This is a genomic window from Buttiauxella cochleicola, assembly GCF_021282435.1.
GTDB lineage: Bacteria > Pseudomonadota > Gammaproteobacteria > Enterobacterales > Enterobacteriaceae > Buttiauxella > Buttiauxella massiliensis.
This window is the reverse complement of sequence record NZ_JAJSOT010000001.1, coordinates 261,298-283,399: the sequence shown is the minus strand read 5'-3', so window position 1 is coordinate 283,399 and position 22,102 is coordinate 261,298. Positions and strand designations below refer to the sequence as shown.

The window sequence follows — 22,102 nt, the reverse complement described above, 5'->3', positions numbered from 1 at the left end:
AGTGAGATGATTATTCTGGTAACCGGCGCCACTGCCGGGTTTGGTGAGAGTATTACCCGTCGTTTCGTGCAACAGGGCCATAAAGTGATTGCCACTGGTCGCCGTCATGAACGTCTACAAGAGCTTAAAGAAGAACTGGGCGATAGCATCATTACGCTGCAACTTGATGTTCGTAATCGCGCGGCTATCGAACAAGCGATGGAGCAGTTGCCTGCCGAATGGCGCAATATCGATGTTCTGGTCAACAATGCAGGTCTGGCGCTGGGCATGGAGCCTGCACACAAAGCCGACCCGGATGACTGGGAAACGATGATCGATACCAATAATAAAGGTTTGGTCTATATGACTCGCGCCGTGCTGCCTGGCATGGTTGAGCGTAATCGTGGTCATATCATCAATATCGGCTCTACCGCAGGTAGCTGGCCATATGCCGGTGGCAACGTCTATGGCGCGACTAAAGCGTTCGTACGCCAGTTCAGCCTGAACCTGCGTGCAGATCTGCATAAAACTGCCATCCGCGTGACGGATATTGAACCGGGTCTGGTGGGTGGTACTGAGTTTTCTAACGTGCGGTTCAAAGGCGATGACGGCAAGGTTGAAAAAACCTACGAAAATGCCAACGCACTGACCGCAGAAGATGTCACTGAAGCTGTCTGGTGGGTTGCCACTCTACCAAAGCACGTCAACATCAACACGCTTGAGATGATGCCTGTTAGCCAGTCGTTTGCAGGACTTAGTGTTCACCGCGAAGGTTAATCACCCAGCCCATACCCACAACGCTCTTCTGGGTATGGGCGATCGTACAAATAAATGTTAAATTTGCACGGCTCATCAACGATAAGAAAAAATTCATGTCACCGTCAAACTTGCTCAACCCCACACAACCTGTAAACCAACAAATCTACCGCATTTTGCGTCGTGATATTGTTCGTTGCTTAATACCGCCTGGAACGCCCCTTTCTGAAAAAGAAGTGTCAATACGTTTTGAAGTATCGCGCCAACCGGTGCGCGAAGCCTTTATTAAACTGGCAGAAACCGGGCTGGTACAAATTCGCCCGCAGCGTGGCACTTATGTTAATAAAATTTCTGTAAACCAGGTAAAGAATGGTTGTTTCGTCCGTGAAGCAATTGAACGTGCCGTGGTGAAACGTGCAGCGAGTATGGCCACAGATGAACATCTGTATATGCTTGAGCAGTTATTGAACCAGCAACGAACCGCCATTGATCGCAATCAGATGGATGATTTTTTCCAGTTGGACGATGAGTTCCATCAGCAATTAGCTCTGGTCGCCGATTGCAGCCTGGCGTGGGACACCGTCGAAAATATCAAAGCGACCATGGACCGTGTGCGTTATATGAGCCTTGATCACGTCACACCACCGGAAATGTTGCTTTCACAGCATCACGATATTTTTGAGGCACTTAAACGCAAAGATGAAGAGAGTGTGGATCAGGCGATGCATCGCCATCTGCATGAGATAAGCCAGTCAATATTGTTGATTCGCAAAGAAAAGCGCGACTGGTTTAGTGAAGAGTAATATCTCGCCCGTTGCCGGGCGAGTTTAGAGCTTTATATTTAGAACTTAGCAACCGTCGCTTTCGCGCCGTTTTCACGCAGTGCCAGATAAGTTTCAGTAACCTGGGCTACGAATTTCTCGTTAGCAGGTAAATCTTCACCAAAGATTGTTTTTAGCCCCAGCAGAGCTTTAACACGGGTTTCCCCTTCCTGGCTCGCGCTAACCGCTTGCTCGATTGTAGAAAGCAGCGGGTCACTGACTTCGATTGTATTGCCCTGCTCGTCGATACCTCCAACGTAACGCATCCAACCTGCAACACCCAGTGCCAGCAGATCAAATTTGCTGCCGTTCGCCAAATGCCAGCGAATGGAGTCTAACCAGCGCTGTGGCAGTTTCTGGCTACCATCCATGGCGATTTGCCAGGTACGGTGGCGCAGTGCCGGGTTGGTATAACGTGCAATCAATGAATCGGCATATTTCGCCAGATCAACACCCTGCACTTTCAGAGTTGGCGCTTGTTCTTGCAGCATTAATGCGTGCGCAGTACGACGATAGTTCTCATCCAGCATGCATTCAGAAATGTGCTGATAACCCGCCAGGTAGCCGAGATATGCCAGGAATGAGTGGCTGCCGTTCAACATGCGCAGTTTCATTTCTTCGTATGGCAGAACATCTTTAACCAGTTCAGCACCGGCTTTTTCCCACTCAGGACGACCCGCGACGAAGTTATCTTCAATGACCCACTGGCGGAATGGTTCGCATGCGATAGCCACAGGGTCAGCTACACCCGTCGCTTTTGCTACTTGCTCCAGTGTTTCTGCAGTAGCAGCCGGAACGATACGGTCAACCATGGTGGATGGGAATGTTACGTGAGTTTCAATCCACGCCGCCAGCTCTGGGTTAATTGCCTGAGCGTATGCGGTGATAACGTTACGGGTTACGTGGCCGTTTTCTGGCATGTTATCGCACGACATCACGCTAAACGCAGGCAGACCTGCCGCTTTACGACGAGCCAGCGCTTCAACAATTACACCCGGCGCAGATTTCGGCTGCTGCGGATTGGCCAGGTCGTGTGCAATTAATGGATGATCCAGCAAGATAGTGCCGGTTGCCGGAGTATGGCAGTAGCCTTTTTCAGTCACGGTTAATGAGACAATCGCAACTTCAGGTTGAGTCATTGCGGTAAATACCGCTTCCAGGCCATCAACCTGAGCGTGAATGGCATCTTTCACCACACCTACAACGCGGCAATGCCATGCGTCGGCTGACATTTCAGCCACGCTATAAAGGTTGTCTTGCTGTTTCAAATCAGCAATTTGCTGTTCGCCACCAATCAGGTTGACTTCGCAGTAACCCCAATCGCTACCATGTTCATTTGCCAGGATATCGGCGTAAACCGCCTGATGAGCGCGATGGAATGCACCGAATCCAAGATGAACGATACGGGATACCAGTTTGCTACGGTCGTATTGTGGGAGAATAGCTTTTGCAGATAAGAGCTTGTTTTCCATTTTAAAACTCGCTGAGTAGTGAACTTGGGGACTGCCACAGACTACCTGACATGGTAGTCTGCATATTGATTTGCATTAAACTTTAGTGCTTTTGGTATGACACGAAAATTAAAGTTGTATAACAGCTCTTTTTTATGTGTTCATACCGGCAGTCCCTTTACTACCCGCTGCGCTTTTGATGTTTCCGCAGCCTCTTCTATAAATGTGTTTAGAAGAGAGGACTAATCAGCCCCGGCTCCAGCCAGCAACAATGATCAACATGCCGCAGAATGCGACTGCGGCACCTATCCAGTCATAAGTGCTTAATTTGACGCCATCCACCCAACGTAACCACAGCAAAGCGGTCACAACGTACACCCCGCCGTATGCGGCATAAACGCGCCCACTGGCAGCTGGGTGTAGGGTTAATAACCAGACAAATACCGTAAGTGAGAAGGCGGCGGGGATCAGCAATAGTGGAGAACCTTCGCGCTTTAACCACAGCCACGGTAAAAAGCAGCCGATGATTTCAGCAAGAGCAGTGGCAAAAAAAAGCACGGTTGTTTTGATCATATTGAACAATCTCTGGGATAATGAGGTCAATAATGGGTCGTCTGGTACGTACCCCACTCCATAATTTATTTACTTTAATAAGTCGGGCTTCACCCTAAAAGGAAACAGCAATGAACACAATCCTTCGCAAACGTCTCACCATGGCAACACTGCCGTTGGCGTTGCTGCTGAGTGCATTTGCGTTTGTTCAACCACTCCATGCTCAGACCAATAAGCTGATCATTGAATCTGGTGACAATGCGCAGACTCGCCAGGATGCGGCGATGGACAAAGAGCAATGGAATGACACACGCTCTCTGCGCCAAAAAGTGAACAAACGCGCCGAAAAAGAGTGGGACAAAACCGACACGGCTTTTGATGCCCGCGATAATTGCCAGAAAAGTGCTAACGTTAACGCTTACTGGGAACCTAACACCCTACGTTGCCTGGACCGCCGAACTGGTCGAACTGTCGCACCGTAATTTTGTCCTGTTACCCAATAAGGCTTCTTAACAGGAGCCTTATTCACTTTGAAAGGAATTCAAATGAGCCACGATCTACAAATCAAGCTTCGCCCACTTGAGCGCGAAGATCTCCGCTTCGTCCATCAACTGGACAACAACGCAAGCGTGATGCGCTACTGGTTTGAAGAGCCTTATGAAGCGTTTGTCGAGCTGTCGGACCTTTATGACAAACATATTCACGATCAAAGTGAGCGTCGTTTTGTTATCGAGTGTAACGGCGAAAAAGCAGGCCTGGTCGAACTGGTTGAAATTAACCACGTTCACCGCCGCGCTGAGTTCCAGATAATTATTTCTCCTGACTATCAGGGTAAAGGTCTTGCATCGCGCGCCGCAAAACTTGCGATGGATTATGGGTTTATGGTGTTAAACCTGTATAAGCTCTATTTGATTGTCGATAAAGAAAATGAAAAAGCCGTGCATATATATAAGAAGCTGGGCTTTATGGTGGAAGGTGAATTAATCCATGAATTCTTTATCAATGGCGAATACCGCAACACGATTCGTATGTGTATTTTCCAGCATCAATATCTGGCGGAACACAAAAGTAGTGGCACTATTTTAAAACCGACTGCGCAGTAATCAATGTGGTGGATGTCGCTTACGCTAATCCACCCTACAAATCCCCGTTACGCCAGATTCAACGTAGCGCGGTGTTTCGCGGATTCCATACCCAGCTCAATCATTTCCATGACTTGAATCGCCTGTGCCGCAGGTACCGGGTTCTCTCCGTGTCCGGTCAATGCATCACGAATCCCCGCATAGTAAGCCGGATAATTACCCGGAACCGTCAGCAAGGTTTGCTCGGTCATCACCTCACCCTGCGCTAACGTTAATACGCCATCACGCATATCGTAGCCCCAATCCTCTTGTGGCAAACGTTCGCCAGATTTGAGGCGATCTTCCTGCGGATCCAAACCATATTTGATATAGCTGCCGCGCGTACCATGGACGATATAGCGAGCGGTTTCTGCCGCAGCAAGCAACGTGCCATGCAGCACGACACGACGCTGTGGATAGGCCAGCACAGCATGGAAGTAGTCTGTCGCTTGTGCGCCTGGACGCAACTGACCTAAATCCACCGTCAGACTAACCGGTAGCCCGAAAAGATTCAGCGCCTGATCGATAAGATGTGGCCCTAAATCGTACCAAATCCCGCTCCCAACACCCGCCTGCTCACGCCAGCGATTACGAACCTGTGGGCGGTAGCGGTCAAAATGCGACTCAAAGTACGCAACCTCACCTAGCGTCCCATCTGCCAGTAACGTTTTCAGCGTTAAGAAATCGCTGTCCCAGCGGCGATTATGGAACACTGAAAGCAGTAAACCGCAGCTTTTAGCCAGCGCATCAAGCTCACGAGCTTGTGACAACGTCACGGTAAAGGGTTTATCGACAACGACATGTTTACCGGCTTCCAGCGCTGCTTTAGCCAGTGGGAAGTGCGTATCGTTTGGGGTCGGAATAACAATTAAATCGATATTTGGGTCATTAAACAGATGATGAGGATCAGAGACTACCGGCATATTTGGCCAGTCAGCATGAACTTTCGTGGCATCGCTGCTGGAGACACCGGCCAGAACCATACCCGGAGTGCCCACAATTAAGGGGGCATGAAACGTCTTGCTGGCGTAACCGTAACCGATTAATCCGACACGAATGTTATCACTCATTTTCTTTCCTCAAATTTTTGGACAACCTATTGGATACTATCCTGGGAATTGTAACAACAGGTAATTATATTGTTGCGTTCTGGTTGCGCGTTCATCAGACAACCGTCTTGTAGCCAGCGCTCTTGGGCATCAGTTATGCCACTTACCTGCTCATGAATACTCCTAAAAAATCAATCATGAGCATTAGGTTATATATATGAATAAGCATTTCCGTTTATTATTCACGCACACCCTACGCACAGCGTGCCCTGGTCATTTACTGCATGGATAACTACACCTCATGACTGCTCTCGATTATTTAATGAAGTTTCGTAAAATCAGCTCGCCTGAAAGCCTTGAAAAACTCTTCGACCATCTTAATTACACTCTGACTGATGATACTGACCTGATGAATATGTATCGCGCGGCCGATCATCGTCGTGCTGAATTAGTTTCTGGTGGGCGGCTGTTTGATTTAGGTTGTGTCCCAAAATCCGTCTGGCGATATGTTGTCTAGTGCCGCGACGGTAGCAAAGTGTTGAAAAAACCTTATAATCCCCCCGCCTTATGAATCGCATAAGGAAAGTCTTATTATTTTCGGGAGGAAACATGGCGACTACTCAAGTCCCTACGCAGGCACCACGTATTGCAGGCTGGCTCCTGGCCCCTCTCGCATGGCTATTAATGACCTTACTCAGCAGCAGTATTGCTCTGGCCATTTATCTTATGATGCTTATCTCCCCAGAAAGCCATCGACTTATGAGCGCACAAGGCCCCAAAATGGTCGTGCTCTGGTACACCTCTATCGCCTGTGCGATTGCCATGTGGGGTTATACCGTGTGGTTGACTATTGCCTTCTTCAAACGCCGTAAGAATGTGGTACGTCATTATATTCTTTGGTTATTGCTGTCTGTGTTGTTGGCGATTAAAACCTTCGCGTTTTCCCCAGTGAGTGACGATCTGGCATTACGTCAGCTGATGTTCCCTCTGTTGGCAGCAGCCTTGCTGGTTCCTTACCTCAAGCGCTCGCAACGCGTGAAGCAAACATTTATTAAGCCTTAACTACGCTGTAATAACCCTATAAACGCCCAGTTGTCGTCATCTTGCGGTTAGACGATAATAGGCGGCTTTTTTTTGTTTCAGGTCTCATTCATGACAGATTATCTGCTGCTCTTTGTTGGTACGGTTCTGGTCAATAACTTCGTATTAGTGAAGTTTCTTGGCCTGTGTCCGTTTATGGGCGTTTCCAAAAAACTGGAGACGGCTATTGGCATGGGGCTAGCGACCACTTTTGTACTGACTCTGGCGTCAATTTGCGCATGGCTGGTCAATGAGTTGATCCTTATTCCTCTTGATTTGGTCTATCTGCGCACCCTGGCGTTTATTCTGGTGATTGCAGTCGTCGTGCAATTTACCGAAATGGTGGTGCGTAAAACCAGCCCGGCGCTCTATCGCCTGTTGGGTATCTTTTTGCCGCTAATCACCACTAACTGCGCGGTACTTGGTGTTGCGTTGCTAAATATCAATCTCGGGCATAACTTCCTGCAATCGGCACTCTACGGCTTTTCAGCAGCGGTAGGTTTCTCACTGGTAATGGTGCTGTTTGCTGCGATTCGCGAACGCCTTGCGGTAGCCGATGTTCCTGCACCTTTTCGTGGGAATGCCATCGCGCTTATCACCGCAGGCTTAATGTCTCTGGCGTTCATGGGCTTTAGCGGGTTGGTGAAGTTCTGATGAGTACGATTTGGATTGCTGTGGTTGCTCTGGGCCTGTTAGGACTGATATTCGGGCTTATCCTGGGTTATGCCTCACGCCGCTTTCAGGTCCAGGAAGACCCTATTGTTGATAAAATCGATGAATTGCTGCCACAAAGCCAGTGCGGGCAATGCGGCTACCCGGGTTGCCGTCCTTATGCGGAAGCCGTCGGCAATCAAGGTTCGAAGATCAATCTGTGCGCCCCCGGTGGCGAAGCCGTGATGCTAAAGATCGCCACGGTGCTTAACGTCGACCCGCAGCCGATTGAAGGCGATGCAGTAGCCCAGGAGCCTGTGCGCATGTTGGCGGTTATCGACGAACCCAACTGTATTGGCTGCACAAAATGTATTCAGGCCTGCCCGGTAGATGCCATTGTTGGCGCGACCCGCGCAATGCATACCGTTATTAGTGACCTTTGCACCGGATGCAATTTATGTGTCGACCCATGTCCTACGCGCTGTATTGAGCTGCGACCGGTCGAAACCACCACAGAAAGCTGGAAGTGGGATCTGCAAACAATCCCGGTTCGTATCATTCCGGTGGAGCAACATGCTTAAGTTATTTACCCGTTTTAAAAAAGATAAAATCTGGGATTTCGATGGTGGCATTCACCCACCAGAAATGAAAACTCAGTCCAACGGCACGCCACTGCGCCAGGTTCCGTTACCGCAAAAACTGGTTATTCCTCTGAAGCAGCATATTGGTGCTGAAGGCGAACTGTGCGTAAAACCTGGCGATTATGTGTTACGAGGGCAACCTTTGACTCGTGGGCGTGGCCGTATGTTACCTGTTCACGCACCGACATCCGGTACCGTAACTGCCATTACCCCCCACTCCACTGCCCATCCTTCTGCGCTGGCGGAACTAAGCGTTATTATTGAAGCCGATGGTGAAGATAAGTGGATTGAGCGTGATGGCTGGCAGGACTACACCTCCCGCAGTCGCGATGAGTTGATTACCCGCATTCACCAGTTTGGTGTTGCAGGCTTAGGTGGTGCAGGTTTCCCGACCGGCAACAAATTACAAGGCGGTGGCGATAAAATCGACACGCTGATTATCAATGCTGCCGAGTGCGAACCGTACATCACTGCCGATGACCGCCTGATGCAGGATTGCGCTGCGCAAATCATCGATGGTGTGCGAATTCTTGCCCATATTCTGCAACCGCAGCGCGTATTAATCGGTATTGAAGATAATAAACCGCAGGCGATTTCTATGCTGCGTGCAGTGCTTTGCAATACACAGGGTATTGAACTGCGGGTGATCCCAACCAAATACCCGTCCGGTGGTGCCAAGCAACTGACGCAAATTCTGACGGGTAAGCAGGTTCCACAAGGTGGTCGTTCTTCCGATATCGGTGTACTGATGCAAAACGTCGGTACTGCGTTTGCGGTAAAGCGCGCCATTATAGACGGCGAGCCATTAACCGAGCGCGTGGTGACGTTAACTGGCGGCGCAGTTCAACAGCCAGGCAATGTCTGGGCACGACTGGGGACCCCTGTTCGTCATCTGCTCGACTTTGCCGGATTCCGTCCGGGGCACGATCAGCAAGTGATTATGGGTGGCCCGCTAATGGGCTTTAGCCTGCCATGGCTCGATGTGCCGGTCGTCAAAATCACCAACTGTTTGCTGGCACCGAACGCCAATGAAATGGGTGAACCGCAGGAAGAACAGGGTTGCATTCGTTGTAGCGCCTGTGCTGACTCCTGTCCGGCAGATTTGTTACCGCAACAACTTTACTGGTTCAGCCGGGGGCAGCAGCACGATAAAGCCCAGGCCCATAATCTTAAAGACTGTATTGAATGCGGCGCTTGTGCCTACGTCTGCCCCAGCAATATTCCGCTAGTGCAGTATTTCCGCCAGGAAAAAGCGGAGATCCGCGAAATTGAGCTGGAAGCCAAACGTACAGCTGAAGCAAAAGTTCGCTTTGAAGCTCGTCAGGCTCGTCTTGAGCGCGAAAAGGCTGCTCGCCTTGAACGCCATAAGCAGGCTGCTGTTCAACCGACAGCGAAAGATAATGATGCTATTCAGGCGGCCCTTACCCGAGTGAAAAATAAAAAAGCTCAGGGTAGTGAGCCAATTGTTATTCAGCCGGGTAGCTTGCCTGATAACCAGCAAGTGATTGCGGCGCGTGAAGCGCGCAAAGCGCAAGCTCGGGCACGTCAGGCTGAAAAAGAAGCGCAAGACAGCGCGACTGAGACTACCAGCCCGGACCCTCGCAAAGCAGCCGTTGAAGCAGCGATTGCCCGTGCCAAAGCCCGCAAAGCAGTGCAAGCTCAAGTATCGGCTGCAGATGCTGAAGCGGCTGAAGTCGAAACCATCGACCCACGCAAAGCGGCGGTTGAAGCAGCTATTGCCCGAGCCAAAGCCCGTAAAGCGGCCCAGGCTGAACAACAATCTGTAGAAACACCTGCCGAAGAACAAGATCCGCGCAAAGCCGCAGTGGCCGCCGCGATTGCCCGTGTTCAGGCACGTAAAGCTGCGCTTCAAATGGCATCAGAGGAATAGATGGTTTTCAAGATAGCAAGCTCCCCTTATACCCATAACCAGCGCAGCACCTCACAGATTATGTTGCTAGTGACCTGGGCCACGTTGCCTGGAATGGCAATGCTTTGGTATTGGTTCGGCTGGGGTAGCCTGGTGCAAATAGCATTAGGCATTCTGACCGCAGTTGCTGCAGAACTGTTGGTACTTAAACTTCGCAAACAACCACTGAGAATCCTAGGTGACAATTCTGCCGCATTAACCGGTCTGCTATTAGGGATGAGCATTCCACCTTTTGCTCCGTGGTGGATGGTGGTACTTGGAACCGTTTTTGCGGTTATTATCGCAAAACAATTGTATGGCGGACTTGGTCACAACCCATTTAACCCGGCAATGGTCGGGTATGTCGTACTGCTGATTGCCTTCCCGGTGCAAATGACATCCTGGTTACCGCCACACACACTGGCCGCTACGGTTCCCGGCTTTGCTGATTCGCTACACGTTATTTTCTCCGGCTCCACTCTGGCTGGTGACACTATGACACAATTGCGCATGGGTATTGATGGGATAAGTCAGGCAACACCACTGGATACCTTTAAAACAGGCTTACGCGCCGGGCATTCCGCCAACGATCTGTTACAAGAGCCAATTTATAACGGTGTCCTGGCTGGTATCGGCTGGCAATGGGTTAACCTTGCTTTCCTGGCGGGCGGCCTGTTTATGCTCCTCAAAGGTGCCATTCGTTGGCATATTCCGGTTAGTTTCCTGCTCACACTTGCCGTGTGTTCCACGCTCGGCTGGATGTTTGCTCCGGAAAAATGTGCATCTCCGCTGATTCACCTGTTCTCGGGTGCCACTATGCTAGGCGCATTTTTCATTCTCACCGACCCGGTAACGGCATCGACCACCAATCGTGGGCGCCTGATTTTCGGTGCATTGGCCGGATTACTGGTCTGGCTGATTCGTACATTTGGTGGTTATCCGGATGGTATTGCTTTCGCCGTTTTGCTGGCAAACATCACTGTTCCGTTGATCGATTATTACACCCGCCCACGTGCTTACGGGCATCGCTAAGGATGCCGTCATGCTAAAAACGATGCAAAAACATGGCGTTACTTTGGCTCTGTTTGCGATATTGGCAACCGGACTAACTGCGGTCGTCAATGCCTTAACGAAAGACACTATCGAACAGCAAGCTGTTGCACAGCAGAAGCTATTGTTTGATCAGGTGATTTCGACCGATATCTATGACAACAATATTCAGGCCAGTTGTGTCGTCGTCAATGATTCACCGTTAGGTAAAGGCGAACGCCATATTTATGTGGCGCGTAAAAGTGAACAACCGGTTGCGGTTGTCATGGAAACCACCGCCCCTGATGGCTATTCTGGCGCCATTCAATTGCTGGTCGCGGCTGATTTTAACGGCAAAGTGTTGGGTTCACGTGTCACTGAACATCATGAAACACCCGGCCTTGGCGATAAAATCGAAACACGTCTGAGTGATTGGATCACGCATTTTGCCGGTAAGACAATTCAAGGCAATGATGATTCAAGCTGGGCAGTAAAAAAGGATGGCGGTCAGTTTGATCAGTTTACCGGCGCGACCATTACCCCTCGCGCAGTTGTCAATGCGGTAAAACGAGCGGGATTATTCGCCAAAACACTGCCATCGCAAGTTGATAATCTTCCAGCCTGTGGAGCTCAACCATGAGCGAAGTAAAAGATATTGTCGTTCAGGGATTATGGAAAAATAACTCGGCTCTGGTGCAGTTATTAGGCCTTTGCCCACTGTTGGCGGTCACCTCTACTGCCACCAACGCCCTTGGACTGGGACTTGCGACTACGCTGGTGTTGGTATTGACCAACAGTGCCGTATCCGCCCTACGTCGTTGGGTCCCGACAGAAATTCGTATTCCAATTTATGTCATGATCATCGCCTCGGTAGTCAGTACCGTTCAGATGCTGATTAATGCCTACGCTTACGGTCTGTATCAATCGTTGGGGATTTTCATTCCATTGATTGTTACCAACTGCATCGTTATTGGTCGAGCCGAGGCGTTTGCTGCAAAAAGTAGTGTGCCGCTCGCCGCTTTGGATGGTTTAGCTATTGGTATGGGTGCCACCAGCGCAATGTTTGTTTTAGGCTCGTTGCGTGAAATCATTGGCAATGGGACCTTGTTCGACGGTGCCGATGCGCTGCTGGGTAGTTGGGCAAAAGTCCTGCGCATTGAAGTTTTCCACACTGATACCCCTTTCCTGCTGGCAATGTTGCCACCCGGTGCATTTATCGGCCTGGGTTTAATGCTGGCGGTTAAATATCTTATTGATGAAAAAATGAAAACGCGCCGCGCAGCGAAAGCTGCGGCAATGGAAGGTAATCCAGAGAAAGCGTTATGAATAAGAGTAAACGGTTAGAGATCCTCACGCGCCTGCGTGACAACAACCCTCACCCTACCACTGAGTTACAATTCAATTCTCCATTCGAATTGCTGATAGCTGTGTTGCTATCAGCTCAGGCGACGGATGTCAGCGTCAATAAGGCAACAGCGAAGCTCTACCCTGTAGCTAATACACCGCAGGCTATGTTGGATCTGGGTGTTGATGGTATTAAGTCATACATCAGAACCATCGGCCTCTTTAACAGCAAGGCTGAAAACGTCATCAAGACATGCCGGATGTTGATTGAGCTGCATAACGGTGAGGTACCCGAAGACAGGGCGGCACTCGAAGCCCTACCGGGCGTTGGTCGCAAAACCGCGAACGTGGTACTTAATACTGCCTTTGGATGGCCAACTATCGCCGTAGATACTCATATCTTCCGTGTATGTAACCGCACCAATTTTGCGCCAGGGAAGAACGTTGAGCAGGTCGAGGAAAAACTACTGAAAGTCGTTCCGGCAGAATTTAAAGTCGATTGCCATCACTGGCTCATTTTGCACGGCCGTTATACCTGTATAGCTCGCAAGCCGCGCTGTGGCTCGTGCATCATTGAAGATCTGTGTGAATTCAAAGAGAAAGTCGATATCTAATCCCCCCTCCCACCTGCTGCGTAAGTGGCAGGTTAGGTTCATGTTCATTCCCACATCGCTGTCTGCCGTATCTAATCTATTGTTTTATTCTACGAATCATTACCGTTTCGGTTTAATCATGTGGTGAATAATCACCCCAACAGGTTAATCGTTTTTTTACGATAAGAATTTTCCATAACTATGTGACACAGATCACACTGATAACACAGTGTTAAATTTAGGTCATCAAAATGAAACAAATAACCTCGCATTCATCAGTGATTAGCTAACTTAAGCAGTACAATAGGCTGCACAAATCTTTACACCCCGCCCATATCACTACACATTAAGCCATAAAGCAGAATATATAACTAAAATGAATTTTTTTTAGCATTACCAAAGAGAATAAATTGGTAAAGCCCATTTTGATAAAATTTAACGCTGAATAACAATTTGCTTTTTGGAGCTTTATTCCGTGAGAGATATATGTAACAGAGTATTACAAAGCCCTTGCCTGAAGCCGCAGGATAGTGAACATTACCCGCCGTTTCCCCTTTCTTATAACTAAAAAAGCGAATGCCGCTGGCGTGACGCTTAGAAAACTCCTGTTAAATTGGGATGTAAAAAAAGAGGTATATGTGTCGACTGCAAACAAGAAACCAGCAGAAAGCATTAGTCTGAATGCTTTCAAACAACCTAAATCGTTCTATCTAATTTTCTCTATCGAATTGTGGGAGCGTTTTGGCTACTACGGTCTGCAAGGTATTATGGCCGTTTACCTGGTCAAAATGCTGGGTATGTCCGAAGCTGACTCCATCACCCTGTTCTCTTCCTTCAGCGCACTGGTCTACGGAATGGTCGCTATCGGTGGTTGGTTAGGCGATAAAGTCCTCGGCACCAAGCGCGTCATTGTGCTCGGTACTATCGTACTGGCTATCGGTTACGCGCTGGTAGCTTACTCCGGTCACGATGTGGCTGTGGTGTACATGGGTATGGCGACTATCGCTGTGGGTAACGGTCTGTTTAAGGCTAACCCGTCCTCCCTGCTTTCTACTTGCTATGAAAAAGATGATCCGCGTTTGGACGGTGCATTTACTATGTACTACATGTCCATCAACATCGGTTCATTCTTCTCTATGCTTGCCACTCCATGGCTTGCAGCAAAGTATGGCTGGAGCGTTGCGTTCTCCCTGAGCTTCGTGGGTATGCTGATCACTCTCGTGAACTTCATGTTCTGTAAGAAGTGGGTCAAAAACCACGGTTCTAAACCTGACTTCCAGCCGGTGCATTTCGGCAAACTGGCGACCACTATTGTTGGTGTGCTGGTGCTGGTGACTGCGGCAACCTGGCTGCTGCACAACCAGGGCATCGCACGTATGGTTCTGGGCGTAGTCGCTCTGGGCATCGTGATTATCTTTGCTAAAGAAGCTTTCGCAATGCAGGGTGCTGCTCGTCGTAAGATGATTGTTGCATTCATTCTGATGGTTGAAGCGATTGTGTTCTTCGTGCTGTATAGCCAGATGCCAACCTCTCTGAACTTCTTTGCGATTCGTAACGTTGAACACTCCATTCTGGGTGTGATGTTCGAACCTGAGCAGTTCCAGGCACTGAACCCATTCTGGATCATGATTGGTAGCCCGATTCTGGCTGCTATCTACAACAAAATGGGCGACCGCATGCCGATGCCGCACAAATTTGCGTTCGGTATGATCCTGTGTTCTCTGGCCTTCCTGGTGCTGCCACTGGGTGCGAAGTTCGCATCTGATGCAGGTATCGTGTCTGTAAGCTGGTTGATTCTGAGCTATGCGCTGCAGAGTATCGGTGAGCTGATGATTTCTGGTCTGGGTCTGGCGATGGTTGCACAACTGGTTCCACAGCGCCTGATGGGCTTCATCATGGGTAGCTGGTTCCTGACTACCGCGGGTGCTGCAATCATTGCTGGTAAAGTTGCGAACCTGATGGCTGTTCCAGAAAACGTAACCGACCCACTGCAATCACTGGCTGTATATGGTCACGTGTTCATGCAGATTGGTATTGCTACCGCTGTTATCGCGGTTCTGATGATGCTCACTGCGCCTAAGCTGAACCGTATGGCACAGCAGGTTGACGAAAAAGCTGAGACCTCTAAGGAAACAGCTACCGCGTAATGTAGCGGGGAACATGTTATTTTCAGCCGTTAGCTTTTATCGCTAACGGCTTTTTTTTTGCCCATATGCGCACTAACATAGGGTATCTTAGCGCCCCATAGGAGTTCAGTAATGAAACTGTATTATAAAGCTGGTGCCTGTTCCCTCTCCCCACACATTATCCTGCGCGAAACCGGTGTTGATTTCTCCCTGGTGAAAGTCGATTTAGCGGCGAAGAAAACCGAAGACGGCGGTGATTATCTTGAGGTCAATTCCAAAGGCCAGGTTCCAGCACTGCTGATGGATGACGGATCGCTGCTCACCGAAGGCGTAGCGATTGTGCAGTATCTGGCAGATAAAGTGCCTGACCGCCAGTTACTAGCCCCTTCAGGTAGCATGACGCGCTACCACACGCTGGAATGGTTGAACTACATCGCGACAGAACTGCATAAAGGTTTCTCCCCGTTGTTCAACCCTGCAACGCCAGATGATTTTAAAACCCTCACTCGCGCAGCACTTGAGAAGAAATTCAAGTACGTCAATGAAGAGCTGAATGACAAACAGTGGCTGATGGGTCTGCGTTTTAGCGTGGCGGATGCGTATCTGTTCACCGTGCTGCGCTGGGCGCAGGCGCTGAAACTCAATCTGGAAGGGCTAAGCAATATCGATGCGTTTATGGAGCGAATGAAAGCGCGTCCGGCAGTTGCGGCGGCTTTAACAGCTGAAGGGATTTAACGCGTCCGTAATTGAAAACGCCCTCTGTTGAGGGCGTTTGTGTTTTAAAGCTTCACAGCTGTGAAATAATGCTCTGGTTTCGCAATGCCTTCTTGGGCCGCAACCAGTTGCAGTTCGTACTCTTCCATTTTCTTCGTCACGACCATAATGTCGTAAACCGCAGCAGTAACATGCTCCAGAGCCTCACGAAGCGTTGCACCTTGCAACAATTTCACCAACAGCAGACCACTGGTCACATCGCCAACGCCGACGGGCTGACGATCGCCAAAATCCACCAGCGGACGGTGAATATGCCAGGCTTCGTCTGCAGTCACTAACAACATCTCAAAGCGATCCTGCTGATATGCCGCACGAGCAAGGTGTTTCACCAGCACGATTTCCGGGCCTTTCGCGATGAGTTCTCTCGCAGTCGAAACCGCTTCGTCAACGGAGTTAACCGCATGACCGCTCAGGATCTCAAGCTCGATCAGGTTTGGAGCAATAATATCACTGGCTGGTAATGCGTAGCGCGTATGGAATTCGGCAACACCTGGGGCGACGATGCAGCCTTTTTCAGGATGGCCCATTACTGGATCGCAGAAATACTTCGCCTGCGGATTGGCCTCTTTCGTTTTACGAACAATAGAAAGAATATGTTCGCCCTGCTCAGCAGAGCCAAGGTAACCACTCAACACCGCATCGCAACGTTTAAGCTGCCCGATGTCCGCAATTCCTTGCACAATGTCGCTTAGGTGGCTGGCAGGCATCACGCTGCCCGTCCATTTTCCGTATTGGGTATGGTTGGAGAACTGGACAGTGTTCAGTGACCATACATTAGCGCCCAGACGGCGCATCGGGAATTCGGCGGCACTATTGCCTGCGTGACCGAAAACCACATGGGACTGGATGGCAAGAATGTTTTTCATTTTTCTACTCGGATGGAACGATATTGGTTCTGGTTGTGTGTAAACAAATCGGACAAAAATAAAGGGCGTGGTTTCCCACGCCCTTCTGGTCTTTCTTAATTACTTCCAGCAAACGAGGCAGTAATTTTTCTTACCCCGGCGCAGCAAGGTGTAGCGATTGAACAGAATATCGCTATCAGCAAAGGTATATTCCGGGTCAGACTGCTTCTCACCGTTGATGGTGATAGCATTTTGCGCGATGGTTTTACGCGCCTGGCCACGAGATGGTTGCAGTTCGGAGTCAACCAACGCTTGCTGTAAATCTGCACCACGATCCATTTCAACCATCGGTACACCATCTTGAGCCAGTTGTTCAAGGTCAGCTTCGGTCAAATCACTCAGGTTGCCGTTAAACAGGCTGCTGGTAATACGCTTGGCCGCTTCAAGACCCTCTTCACCGTGAACCAGACGAGTGACCTGTTCAGCCAGCACATATTGCGCACGAGGAGCGGTACCGCTGTTTTTATCTTCTTGTTCCAGCGCATCGATCTCTTCGAGGCTCATGAAGGTGAAGAATTTCAAGAAGCGATACACATCAGAGTCAGCGGTGTTGATCCAGAACTGGTAGAACTTGTACGGGCTGGTTTTCTTCGGATCAAGCCATACTGCGCCGCCTTCGGTTTTACCGAATTTGGTGCCATCTGATTTAGTAATCAACGGCACAGTCAGACCAAACGCTTGTTGCTGATGCAGACGGCGGGTTAAGTCGATTCCGGAGGTGATGTTACCCCACTGGTCGGAACCGCCAATTTGCAGCACCACACCGTGCAGCTTGTTCAGGCAGGCGAAGTCATAACCTTGCAGCAGGTTGTAGGAAAACTCGGTGAAAGAAATGCCCACGTCATCACGGTTCAGACGCTGCTTCACCGCTTCTTTGTTGATCATCTGGTTAACAGAGAAGTGCTTGCCGATATCACGCAGGAAGGTCAGCACGCTCATGCCGCCAAACCAGTCGTAGTTATTCGCAGCAACGGCTGAGTTTTCGCCACAATCGAAATCGAGGAACGGTGCAACCTGGCGGCGGATTTTTTCCACCCACTCTTGTACGGTATCTTCAGTGTTGAGCTTACGCTCAACCGCTTTAAAACTTGGATCGCCAATCAGACCTGTCGCACCACCTACCAGCGCAACCGGTTTGTGGCCCGCTTCCTGGAAGCGTTTCAGGCACAGCAGTGGAACCAGATGGCCCAAATGCAAGCTGTCAGCGGTAGGATCGAAGCCGCAATACAGCGCAATTGGCCCTTGCGCCAGTCGCTGTGCTAACGCTTCTTCATCCGTTACCTGGGCGACTAAGCCCCGCTCTTGCAATTGTTTTATCAAATTGATGCCTGCCATCAAATTCTCCATCTATATACGACTGCACCTATACCGGTACACGGCTTTTCGCCTGATGGCGAAAGAAGTTAATTTCTTAGGGGACATAGAATAAAGCGCCAACAGCAGGAGTGCCAGCGCTTAACACAACAAATTCCCGATGTTATGGGGCCAGGCGGTCTATTTTCCAGGCACTACCATCGCGCTGGTATAAAAAACGATCGTGCAGACGATGTTCACCGCCCTGCCAGAATTCCATTTGCTCGATTGTTACGCGATAACCGCCCCAGAAACTCGGTAATGGAATTTCACCCTGCTGGAATTTCTGTTTCAGTTCGAGGAATTTGCTTTCCAGAATACCGCGCGCGGAAATACGGCTGGATTGTTTTGAAACCCAGGCGCCAATCTGGCTATCACGCGGGCGACTGTGGAAATATTTCATCACTTCAAGAGTCGATAAACGCTCCGCTGTGCCTTGTACCATCACCTGACGATCCAGCATATGCCACGGAAAATGCAGGCTGATGCGCGGATTAGTTTCCAGATGATGTGCTTTGCGGGAGCCGAGATTGGTGTAAAACACCAAACCACGGTCATCGAAATGTTTGAGCAACACAATGCGCTGATACGGCTGGCCGCTTTCATCAACGGTTGCCACGACCATCGCGGTAGGATCGGCAAGTTTTGCATCACATGCCTGAGCTAACCATCGCTCAAACAATGGCAGAGGTTGTTCGGTAAGATCATTGCGGCGCAAACCACCTTTGGTGTATTCGCGGCGCAAATGCGCAATTTGTTGCAAAGAGTCGTTATCAGACATGGCTTTACGTCAGGCAATTGTCAGGTGGAGCTATTGTGCGCTCCACCCTCAAAAATCTCTACTCAAAATAATTCAGGTTGCAGGCAGGCGGCAGACGAACGAGGCCCCAGGAGCTTACTTGAGTAAGTGACTGGGGTGAGTAAGCGCAGCCAACGCCCCTACAACCTGAAGTATGAAGAGTATCAATGTTTCGGATTTTGAAGCTGGCAATTATCCATCACGACCGTGTCTTTGCGGTACACCGTTGCGGTATCACCTTTAGACCAGAATACGTAAACACCATCGGTATAGCGCGCACCTGATGCAGACAAACCTTGTGTCAGCGACAAATATTCGTTGTCATAGACAAAGTTCACCATCTGCTTTTGGTTATTTAATTTAACGGTAAGCGGTTTTTCATCACACTGATATTGCAGAGTGTCCGTCTGCATCTTCTCAACAAAGGTGTTGTAGTAGCTACATCCTGAAAGCATGAAGGGAATGGCGGCAATAAGTAGTTTTTTCATCTGCATGTCCTGAAGTTCTTTTTTTTATAGCGGGGGATAATAACGTCCCCCATTCCCTTCAGTTTAGAGATTTAGTGCGGTAGTGAATTTCAGTTAACTCTGATTATGTTCATCATAATTCAAGTTACCTTTTTATTGGCGACGTTCACCCGCTCGAACAATTTAGGCTTAGTACAGCGGGTTGGCAGGGAAAATTGCACCAATCACGCTTGCTGCAGACGCCCCGGTTACCGAAGGCAAGTTTCCAGGCAGACCTGACATAGTGCGATAAGCAAGCCAGGCAAACGCCAGCGCCTCCATATCGTCACCGCTAATTCCTGCTTCATCAGTCGTCGTGACTTCGATACCCGGCAGCAACCCACTCAAACGAGCCATCAACAATGGATTACGGCTTCCACCACCGCATACCATCAGCCTCTCACAACCGCCGCTCAGCAATACTTGCTCTGAAATAGTGACGGCAGTCAGCTCTGTGAGCGTTGCCTGGACATCTTCTCCGGCAAGCCCCGGGAATGCGGCTAACTGGCGCTCAAGCCAGCCATAATTGAAATACTCACGGCCAGTGCTCTTTGGCGCAGGCATGGCAAAGTATGGATCGCTAAGCATCTGCTGCAATAATGGGAGAATGACTTTGCCGCTGCTCGCCCATTGAGCGTCTTTATCATACGCTTTGCCACGCTGGCGCCAGATCCACGCATCAATAAGCATGTTTCCTGGGCCGGTATCAAACCCTCGTACTGGCTGTTCAGGGATCAGGAGAGAGAGATTGGCGATTCCGCCAATATTTAGCACCATGCGATGCTCCGAGGGATGCGCCAGCAAAGCATGATGGAATGCAGGCACCAGAGGAGCGCCCTGCCCACCCAAAGCCATATCCCGACGGCGGAAATCACCAACCACTGTTACGCCTGTTCGCGCAACGATTTGATTGTTATCCCCAATTTGCATGGTATGCGCAGCTTCACCTTGTGGCTCGTGCCAGACAGTTTGCCCGTGGCAGCCAATCGCGGTGATATCGGTATAGGTAAGCCCCTGGTTGTTCATCAATGTCTGAACAGCTTCAGCGAATAATTTACCAAGGCGATTATCAAGTTGGCCGAGCTGAGAAAGGGTTAATGGCTGCCCCTGGCAAATGGCCAGAATGGCTTTTTTTATCTCTAAAGGAATGGGATGGCTGTAACTTGCCTGTTGTGCAACAAGATGTTCATCAATCGCGGCCAGAACGACATCAATCCCGTCCAGGCTGGTGCCTGACATCACACCGATATAACGCCCTGATTTCATCTGTTACTCCTTTCGACTTGCCAAATTGGGGATAAACTCAACCATAAACTAGCATTCTATGCGATGGTTACTTAATAATTTTTAACAAAAATACTCTATAAATAGGTATTAATGGCGCTATTACATTTATTTATGAATGGTTGATACTCGGTTAAGTGAGGCTTTTCTAATATGAATGCTATTAATAGTCTGAACTTATTTTAAATTCAGCACCTAAATACCATATAATTTAGCCATGAAGGATGCTCAGTTGAGCGTTTCAAGTGTTCAGGAGAGTCACAAATGATTTCACGTATACTGGTAGTCTCGTTAGTTGGGTTAACTCTGGCTGGTTGCGCTAATACCAGCTCACTTTCAGGCGACGTATATAGCGCTTCTGATGCTAAACAAGTACAAAGCGTCACTTATGGTACTTTGGTATCTGCTCGCCCGGTTCAGATTCAGGCCGGTAACGATTCAAATGTGATGGGCGCAATTGGTGGCGCTGTGCTGGGTGGTTTCCTGGGTAATACTGTTGGTGGCGGTACAGGTCGTTCACTGGCGACCGCTGCGGGCGCAGTGGCAGGTGGAGTAGCGGGTCAGAGTGTTCAGGGTGCGATGAACAAAACTCAGGGTGTGGAACTGGAAATCCGTAAGGACGATGGCAACACCATTCTGGTCGTTCAGAAACAAGGTGATACCAAATTTACTGTGGGCCAACGTGTAAGACTTGCCAGCAACGGCAGCCAGGTAACCGTTTCGCCAAATTAATTATGAAGGGTGACTTGTTTACAGGTCACCCCTCTTCGCTTCTTTGCCAGCCAAATAATCAAAACAGAAAACCTCACCGAATGATGAGGCTTACAATAAACAACTTATTCTTTCGTCTGCAAATCAACGATATTTTTTTCCAGCCGATTTATCAAATTAAGCAACAGCGCCTGCTCTTCAGCATTGATACCTAACAAAATTTCCTCGCGCGTTTTCTTGATAACCGTCTCCATCTCGTTGATGATAGGCTCAGCACGCTCAGTGAGCTTGATGCGTTTTGCCCTACGGTCATTCGCGCAGGTTTGACGAGAAATCAGCCCTTTCTCTTCGAGTTGATCAAGCGTTCTGACCAGTGACGGTTGCTCTATGCCGATCGCTTTGGCCAACTGAATCTGCGACTGCTCGGGCGGCAACTGATGAATATTATGCAGCGTTACCCAATGTGTCTGTGTCAATTCCAGAGGTTTCAGGCGATGGTCAATCAGAGCACGCCAAATGCGCACCAACCGTGCCAGATCTGATCCTAATGGCGATTCCAATTTCATCTCCTTATAATTAGCTTGCTAACTTATTATACTGATTTTAAACTATTGTGCAGGCTTTACTTGAAAAAACAAAATCCTTATTTTTGCTGATGTTATGCAACC

Annotated in this window: 25 protein-coding genes; 16 read left to right on the top strand and 9 right to left on the bottom strand. The window is 49.4% G+C overall.

Annotated features, from left to right (window positions below; genetic code table 11):
* Positions 1-6 precede the first annotated feature (6 nt).
* Both ydfG and LVQ77_RS01280 read left to right on the top strand, forming a co-directional pair.
* The gene (ydfG, locus tag LVQ77_RS01285; protein ID WP_232863572.1) at positions 7-756 is read left to right on the top strand and encodes a bifunctional NADP-dependent 3-hydroxy acid dehydrogenase/3-hydroxypropionate dehydrogenase YdfG; all 750 of its coding nucleotides are present in this window, start codon (positions 7-9) and stop codon (positions 754-756) included.
* 95 nt (positions 757-851) lie between these two features.
* Positions 852-1,538 (top strand): GntR family transcriptional regulator, encoded by a 687-nt coding sequence (locus tag LVQ77_RS01280; protein WP_064511730.1) that lies wholly within the window; start codon positions 852-854, stop codon positions 1,536-1,538.
* 38 nt (positions 1,539-1,576) lie between these two features.
* On the opposite strand, the gene LVQ77_RS01275 is transcribed toward LVQ77_RS01280, so the two are convergent.
* Both LVQ77_RS01275 and LVQ77_RS01270 read right to left on the bottom strand, forming a co-directional pair.
* Positions 1,577-3,028 carry a mannitol dehydrogenase family protein gene (locus LVQ77_RS01275; protein ID WP_232903451.1) on the bottom strand — a complete coding sequence of 484 codons (1,452 nt, stop codon included), beginning with the start codon at positions 3,026-3,028 and terminating at the stop codon, positions 1,577-1,579.
* Positions 3,029-3,253: 225 nt separating this feature from the next.
* Complete coding sequence (locus tag LVQ77_RS01270; protein ID WP_232903450.1) at positions 3,254-3,580, bottom strand: YnfA family protein; 327 nt, start codon at positions 3,578-3,580, stop codon at positions 3,254-3,256.
* Positions 3,581-3,690: 110 nt separating this feature from the next.
* On the opposite strand from LVQ77_RS01270, the gene LVQ77_RS01265 reads away from it, so the two are divergent.
* Complete coding sequence (locus tag LVQ77_RS01265) at positions 3,691-4,041, top strand: DUF1283 family protein (RefSeq protein WP_134182297.1); 351 nt, start codon at positions 3,691-3,693, stop codon at positions 4,039-4,041.
* Positions 4,042-4,104: 63 nt separating this feature from the next.
* Positions 4,105-4,662 carry a spermidine N1-acetyltransferase gene (gene speG, locus LVQ77_RS01260; protein ID WP_232863569.1) on the top strand — a complete coding sequence of 186 codons (558 nt, stop codon included), beginning with the start codon at positions 4,105-4,107 and terminating at the stop codon, positions 4,660-4,662.
* Between the two features lie 47 nt (positions 4,663-4,709).
* Here speG and LVQ77_RS01255 read toward each other — a convergent pair whose 3' ends face one another.
* Positions 4,710-5,750 carry an oxidoreductase gene (locus LVQ77_RS01255; protein WP_232863568.1) on the bottom strand — a complete coding sequence of 347 codons (1,041 nt, stop codon included), beginning with the start codon at positions 5,748-5,750 and terminating at the stop codon, positions 4,710-4,712.
* Positions 5,751-6,030: 280 nt separating this feature from the next.
* On the opposite strand from LVQ77_RS01255, the gene ydgT reads away from it, so the two are divergent.
* The 11 genes from ydgT (at position 6,031) to gstA (ending at position 15,837) form a co-directional block, all read left to right on the top strand.
* Positions 6,031-6,246, top strand: coding sequence for a transcription modulator YdgT (gene ydgT, locus LVQ77_RS01250; RefSeq protein ID WP_134182293.1), 216 nt, complete (start codon positions 6,031-6,033; stop codon positions 6,244-6,246).
* 92 nt (positions 6,247-6,338) lie between these two features.
* Positions 6,339-6,791 (top strand): DUF2569 domain-containing protein, encoded by a 453-nt coding sequence (locus tag LVQ77_RS01245; protein WP_232903449.1) that lies wholly within the window; start codon positions 6,339-6,341, stop codon positions 6,789-6,791.
* 90 nt (positions 6,792-6,881) lie between these two features.
* A complete protein-coding gene (rsxA, locus tag LVQ77_RS01240) occupies positions 6,882-7,463 on the top strand; it encodes an electron transport complex subunit RsxA (RefSeq protein WP_034455395.1) in 582 nt (193 codons plus the stop codon).
* Positions 7,463-8,041, top strand: coding sequence for an electron transport complex subunit RsxB (gene rsxB / locus LVQ77_RS01235; RefSeq protein WP_232903448.1), 579 nt, complete (start codon positions 7,463-7,465; stop codon positions 8,039-8,041). Before rsxA ends, rsxB begins: the two co-directional genes overlap by 1 nt.
* On the top strand, positions 8,034-9,992 hold the full coding sequence (gene rsxC, locus LVQ77_RS01230; RefSeq protein WP_232903447.1) for an electron transport complex subunit RsxC: 1,959 nt from the start codon (positions 8,034-8,036) through the stop codon (positions 9,990-9,992). The genes rsxB and rsxC overlap by 8 nt, the downstream gene beginning before the upstream one ends.
* Positions 9,993-11,042 (top strand): electron transport complex subunit RsxD, encoded by a 1,050-nt coding sequence (gene rsxD, locus LVQ77_RS01225; RefSeq protein WP_151995875.1) that lies wholly within the window; start codon positions 9,993-9,995, stop codon positions 11,040-11,042.
* A 10-nt stretch (positions 11,043-11,052) separates the two neighbouring features.
* Positions 11,053-11,679, top strand: a complete 627-nt coding sequence (gene rsxG, locus LVQ77_RS01220) for an electron transport complex subunit RsxG (protein WP_232863565.1) — start codon at positions 11,053-11,055, stop codon at positions 11,677-11,679.
* Positions 11,676-12,365 (top strand): electron transport complex subunit E, encoded by a 690-nt coding sequence (locus LVQ77_RS01215; RefSeq protein ID WP_232863564.1) that lies wholly within the window; start codon positions 11,676-11,678, stop codon positions 12,363-12,365. Before rsxG ends, LVQ77_RS01215 begins: the two co-directional genes overlap by 4 nt.
* Positions 12,362-12,997 carry an endonuclease III gene (nth, locus tag LVQ77_RS01210; RefSeq protein WP_151995872.1) on the top strand — a complete coding sequence of 212 codons (636 nt, stop codon included), beginning with the start codon at positions 12,362-12,364 and terminating at the stop codon, positions 12,995-12,997. Before LVQ77_RS01215 ends, nth begins: the two co-directional genes overlap by 4 nt.
* A 617-nt stretch (positions 12,998-13,614) precedes the next feature.
* Positions 13,615-15,123, top strand: coding sequence for a dipeptide/tripeptide permease DtpA (dtpA, locus tag LVQ77_RS01205; protein ID WP_232863562.1), 1,509 nt, complete (start codon positions 13,615-13,617; stop codon positions 15,121-15,123).
* A 111-nt stretch (positions 15,124-15,234) separates the two neighbouring features.
* On the top strand, positions 15,235-15,837 hold the full coding sequence (gstA, locus tag LVQ77_RS01200; RefSeq protein WP_232863561.1) for a glutathione transferase GstA: 603 nt from the start codon (positions 15,235-15,237) through the stop codon (positions 15,835-15,837).
* Between the two features lie 44 nt (positions 15,838-15,881).
* Here the strand turns inward: gstA and pdxY are convergent, their stop codons facing one another.
* From pdxY to anmK, 5 genes are all read right to left on the bottom strand, one after another.
* Positions 15,882-16,742 (bottom strand): pyridoxal kinase PdxY, encoded by an 861-nt coding sequence (gene pdxY / locus LVQ77_RS01195; protein WP_151995868.1) that lies wholly within the window; start codon positions 16,740-16,742, stop codon positions 15,882-15,884.
* 99 nt (positions 16,743-16,841) lie between these two features.
* Complete coding sequence (gene tyrS / locus LVQ77_RS01190; RefSeq protein WP_232903446.1) at positions 16,842-18,116, bottom strand: tyrosine--tRNA ligase; 1,275 nt, start codon at positions 18,114-18,116, stop codon at positions 16,842-16,844.
* A gap of 142 nt (positions 18,117-18,258) precedes the next feature.
* A complete protein-coding gene (gene pdxH, locus LVQ77_RS01185) occupies positions 18,259-18,915 on the bottom strand; it encodes a pyridoxamine 5'-phosphate oxidase (RefSeq protein ID WP_232903445.1) in 657 nt (218 codons plus the stop codon).
* Between the two features lie 182 nt (positions 18,916-19,097).
* Positions 19,098-19,421, bottom strand: coding sequence for a C-type lysozyme inhibitor (gene mliC / locus LVQ77_RS01180; protein ID WP_232863558.1), 324 nt, complete (start codon positions 19,419-19,421; stop codon positions 19,098-19,100).
* Between the two features lie 168 nt (positions 19,422-19,589).
* A complete protein-coding gene (gene anmK / locus LVQ77_RS01175; protein WP_232903444.1) occupies positions 19,590-20,705 on the bottom strand; it encodes an anhydro-N-acetylmuramic acid kinase in 1,116 nt (371 codons plus the stop codon).
* 282 nt (positions 20,706-20,987) lie between these two features.
* Here anmK and slyB point away from each other — a divergent pair, with 282 nt between their 5' ends.
* Positions 20,988-21,455, top strand: a complete 468-nt coding sequence (gene slyB / locus LVQ77_RS01170) for an outer membrane lipoprotein SlyB (protein WP_064511755.1) — start codon at positions 20,988-20,990, stop codon at positions 21,453-21,455.
* Between the two features lie 104 nt (positions 21,456-21,559).
* On the opposite strand, the gene slyA is transcribed toward slyB, so the two are convergent.
* Positions 21,560-22,000, bottom strand: coding sequence for a transcriptional regulator SlyA (gene slyA, locus LVQ77_RS01165; RefSeq protein WP_232863556.1), 441 nt, complete (start codon positions 21,998-22,000; stop codon positions 21,560-21,562).
* Between the last annotated feature and the right edge of the window lie 102 nt (positions 22,001-22,102).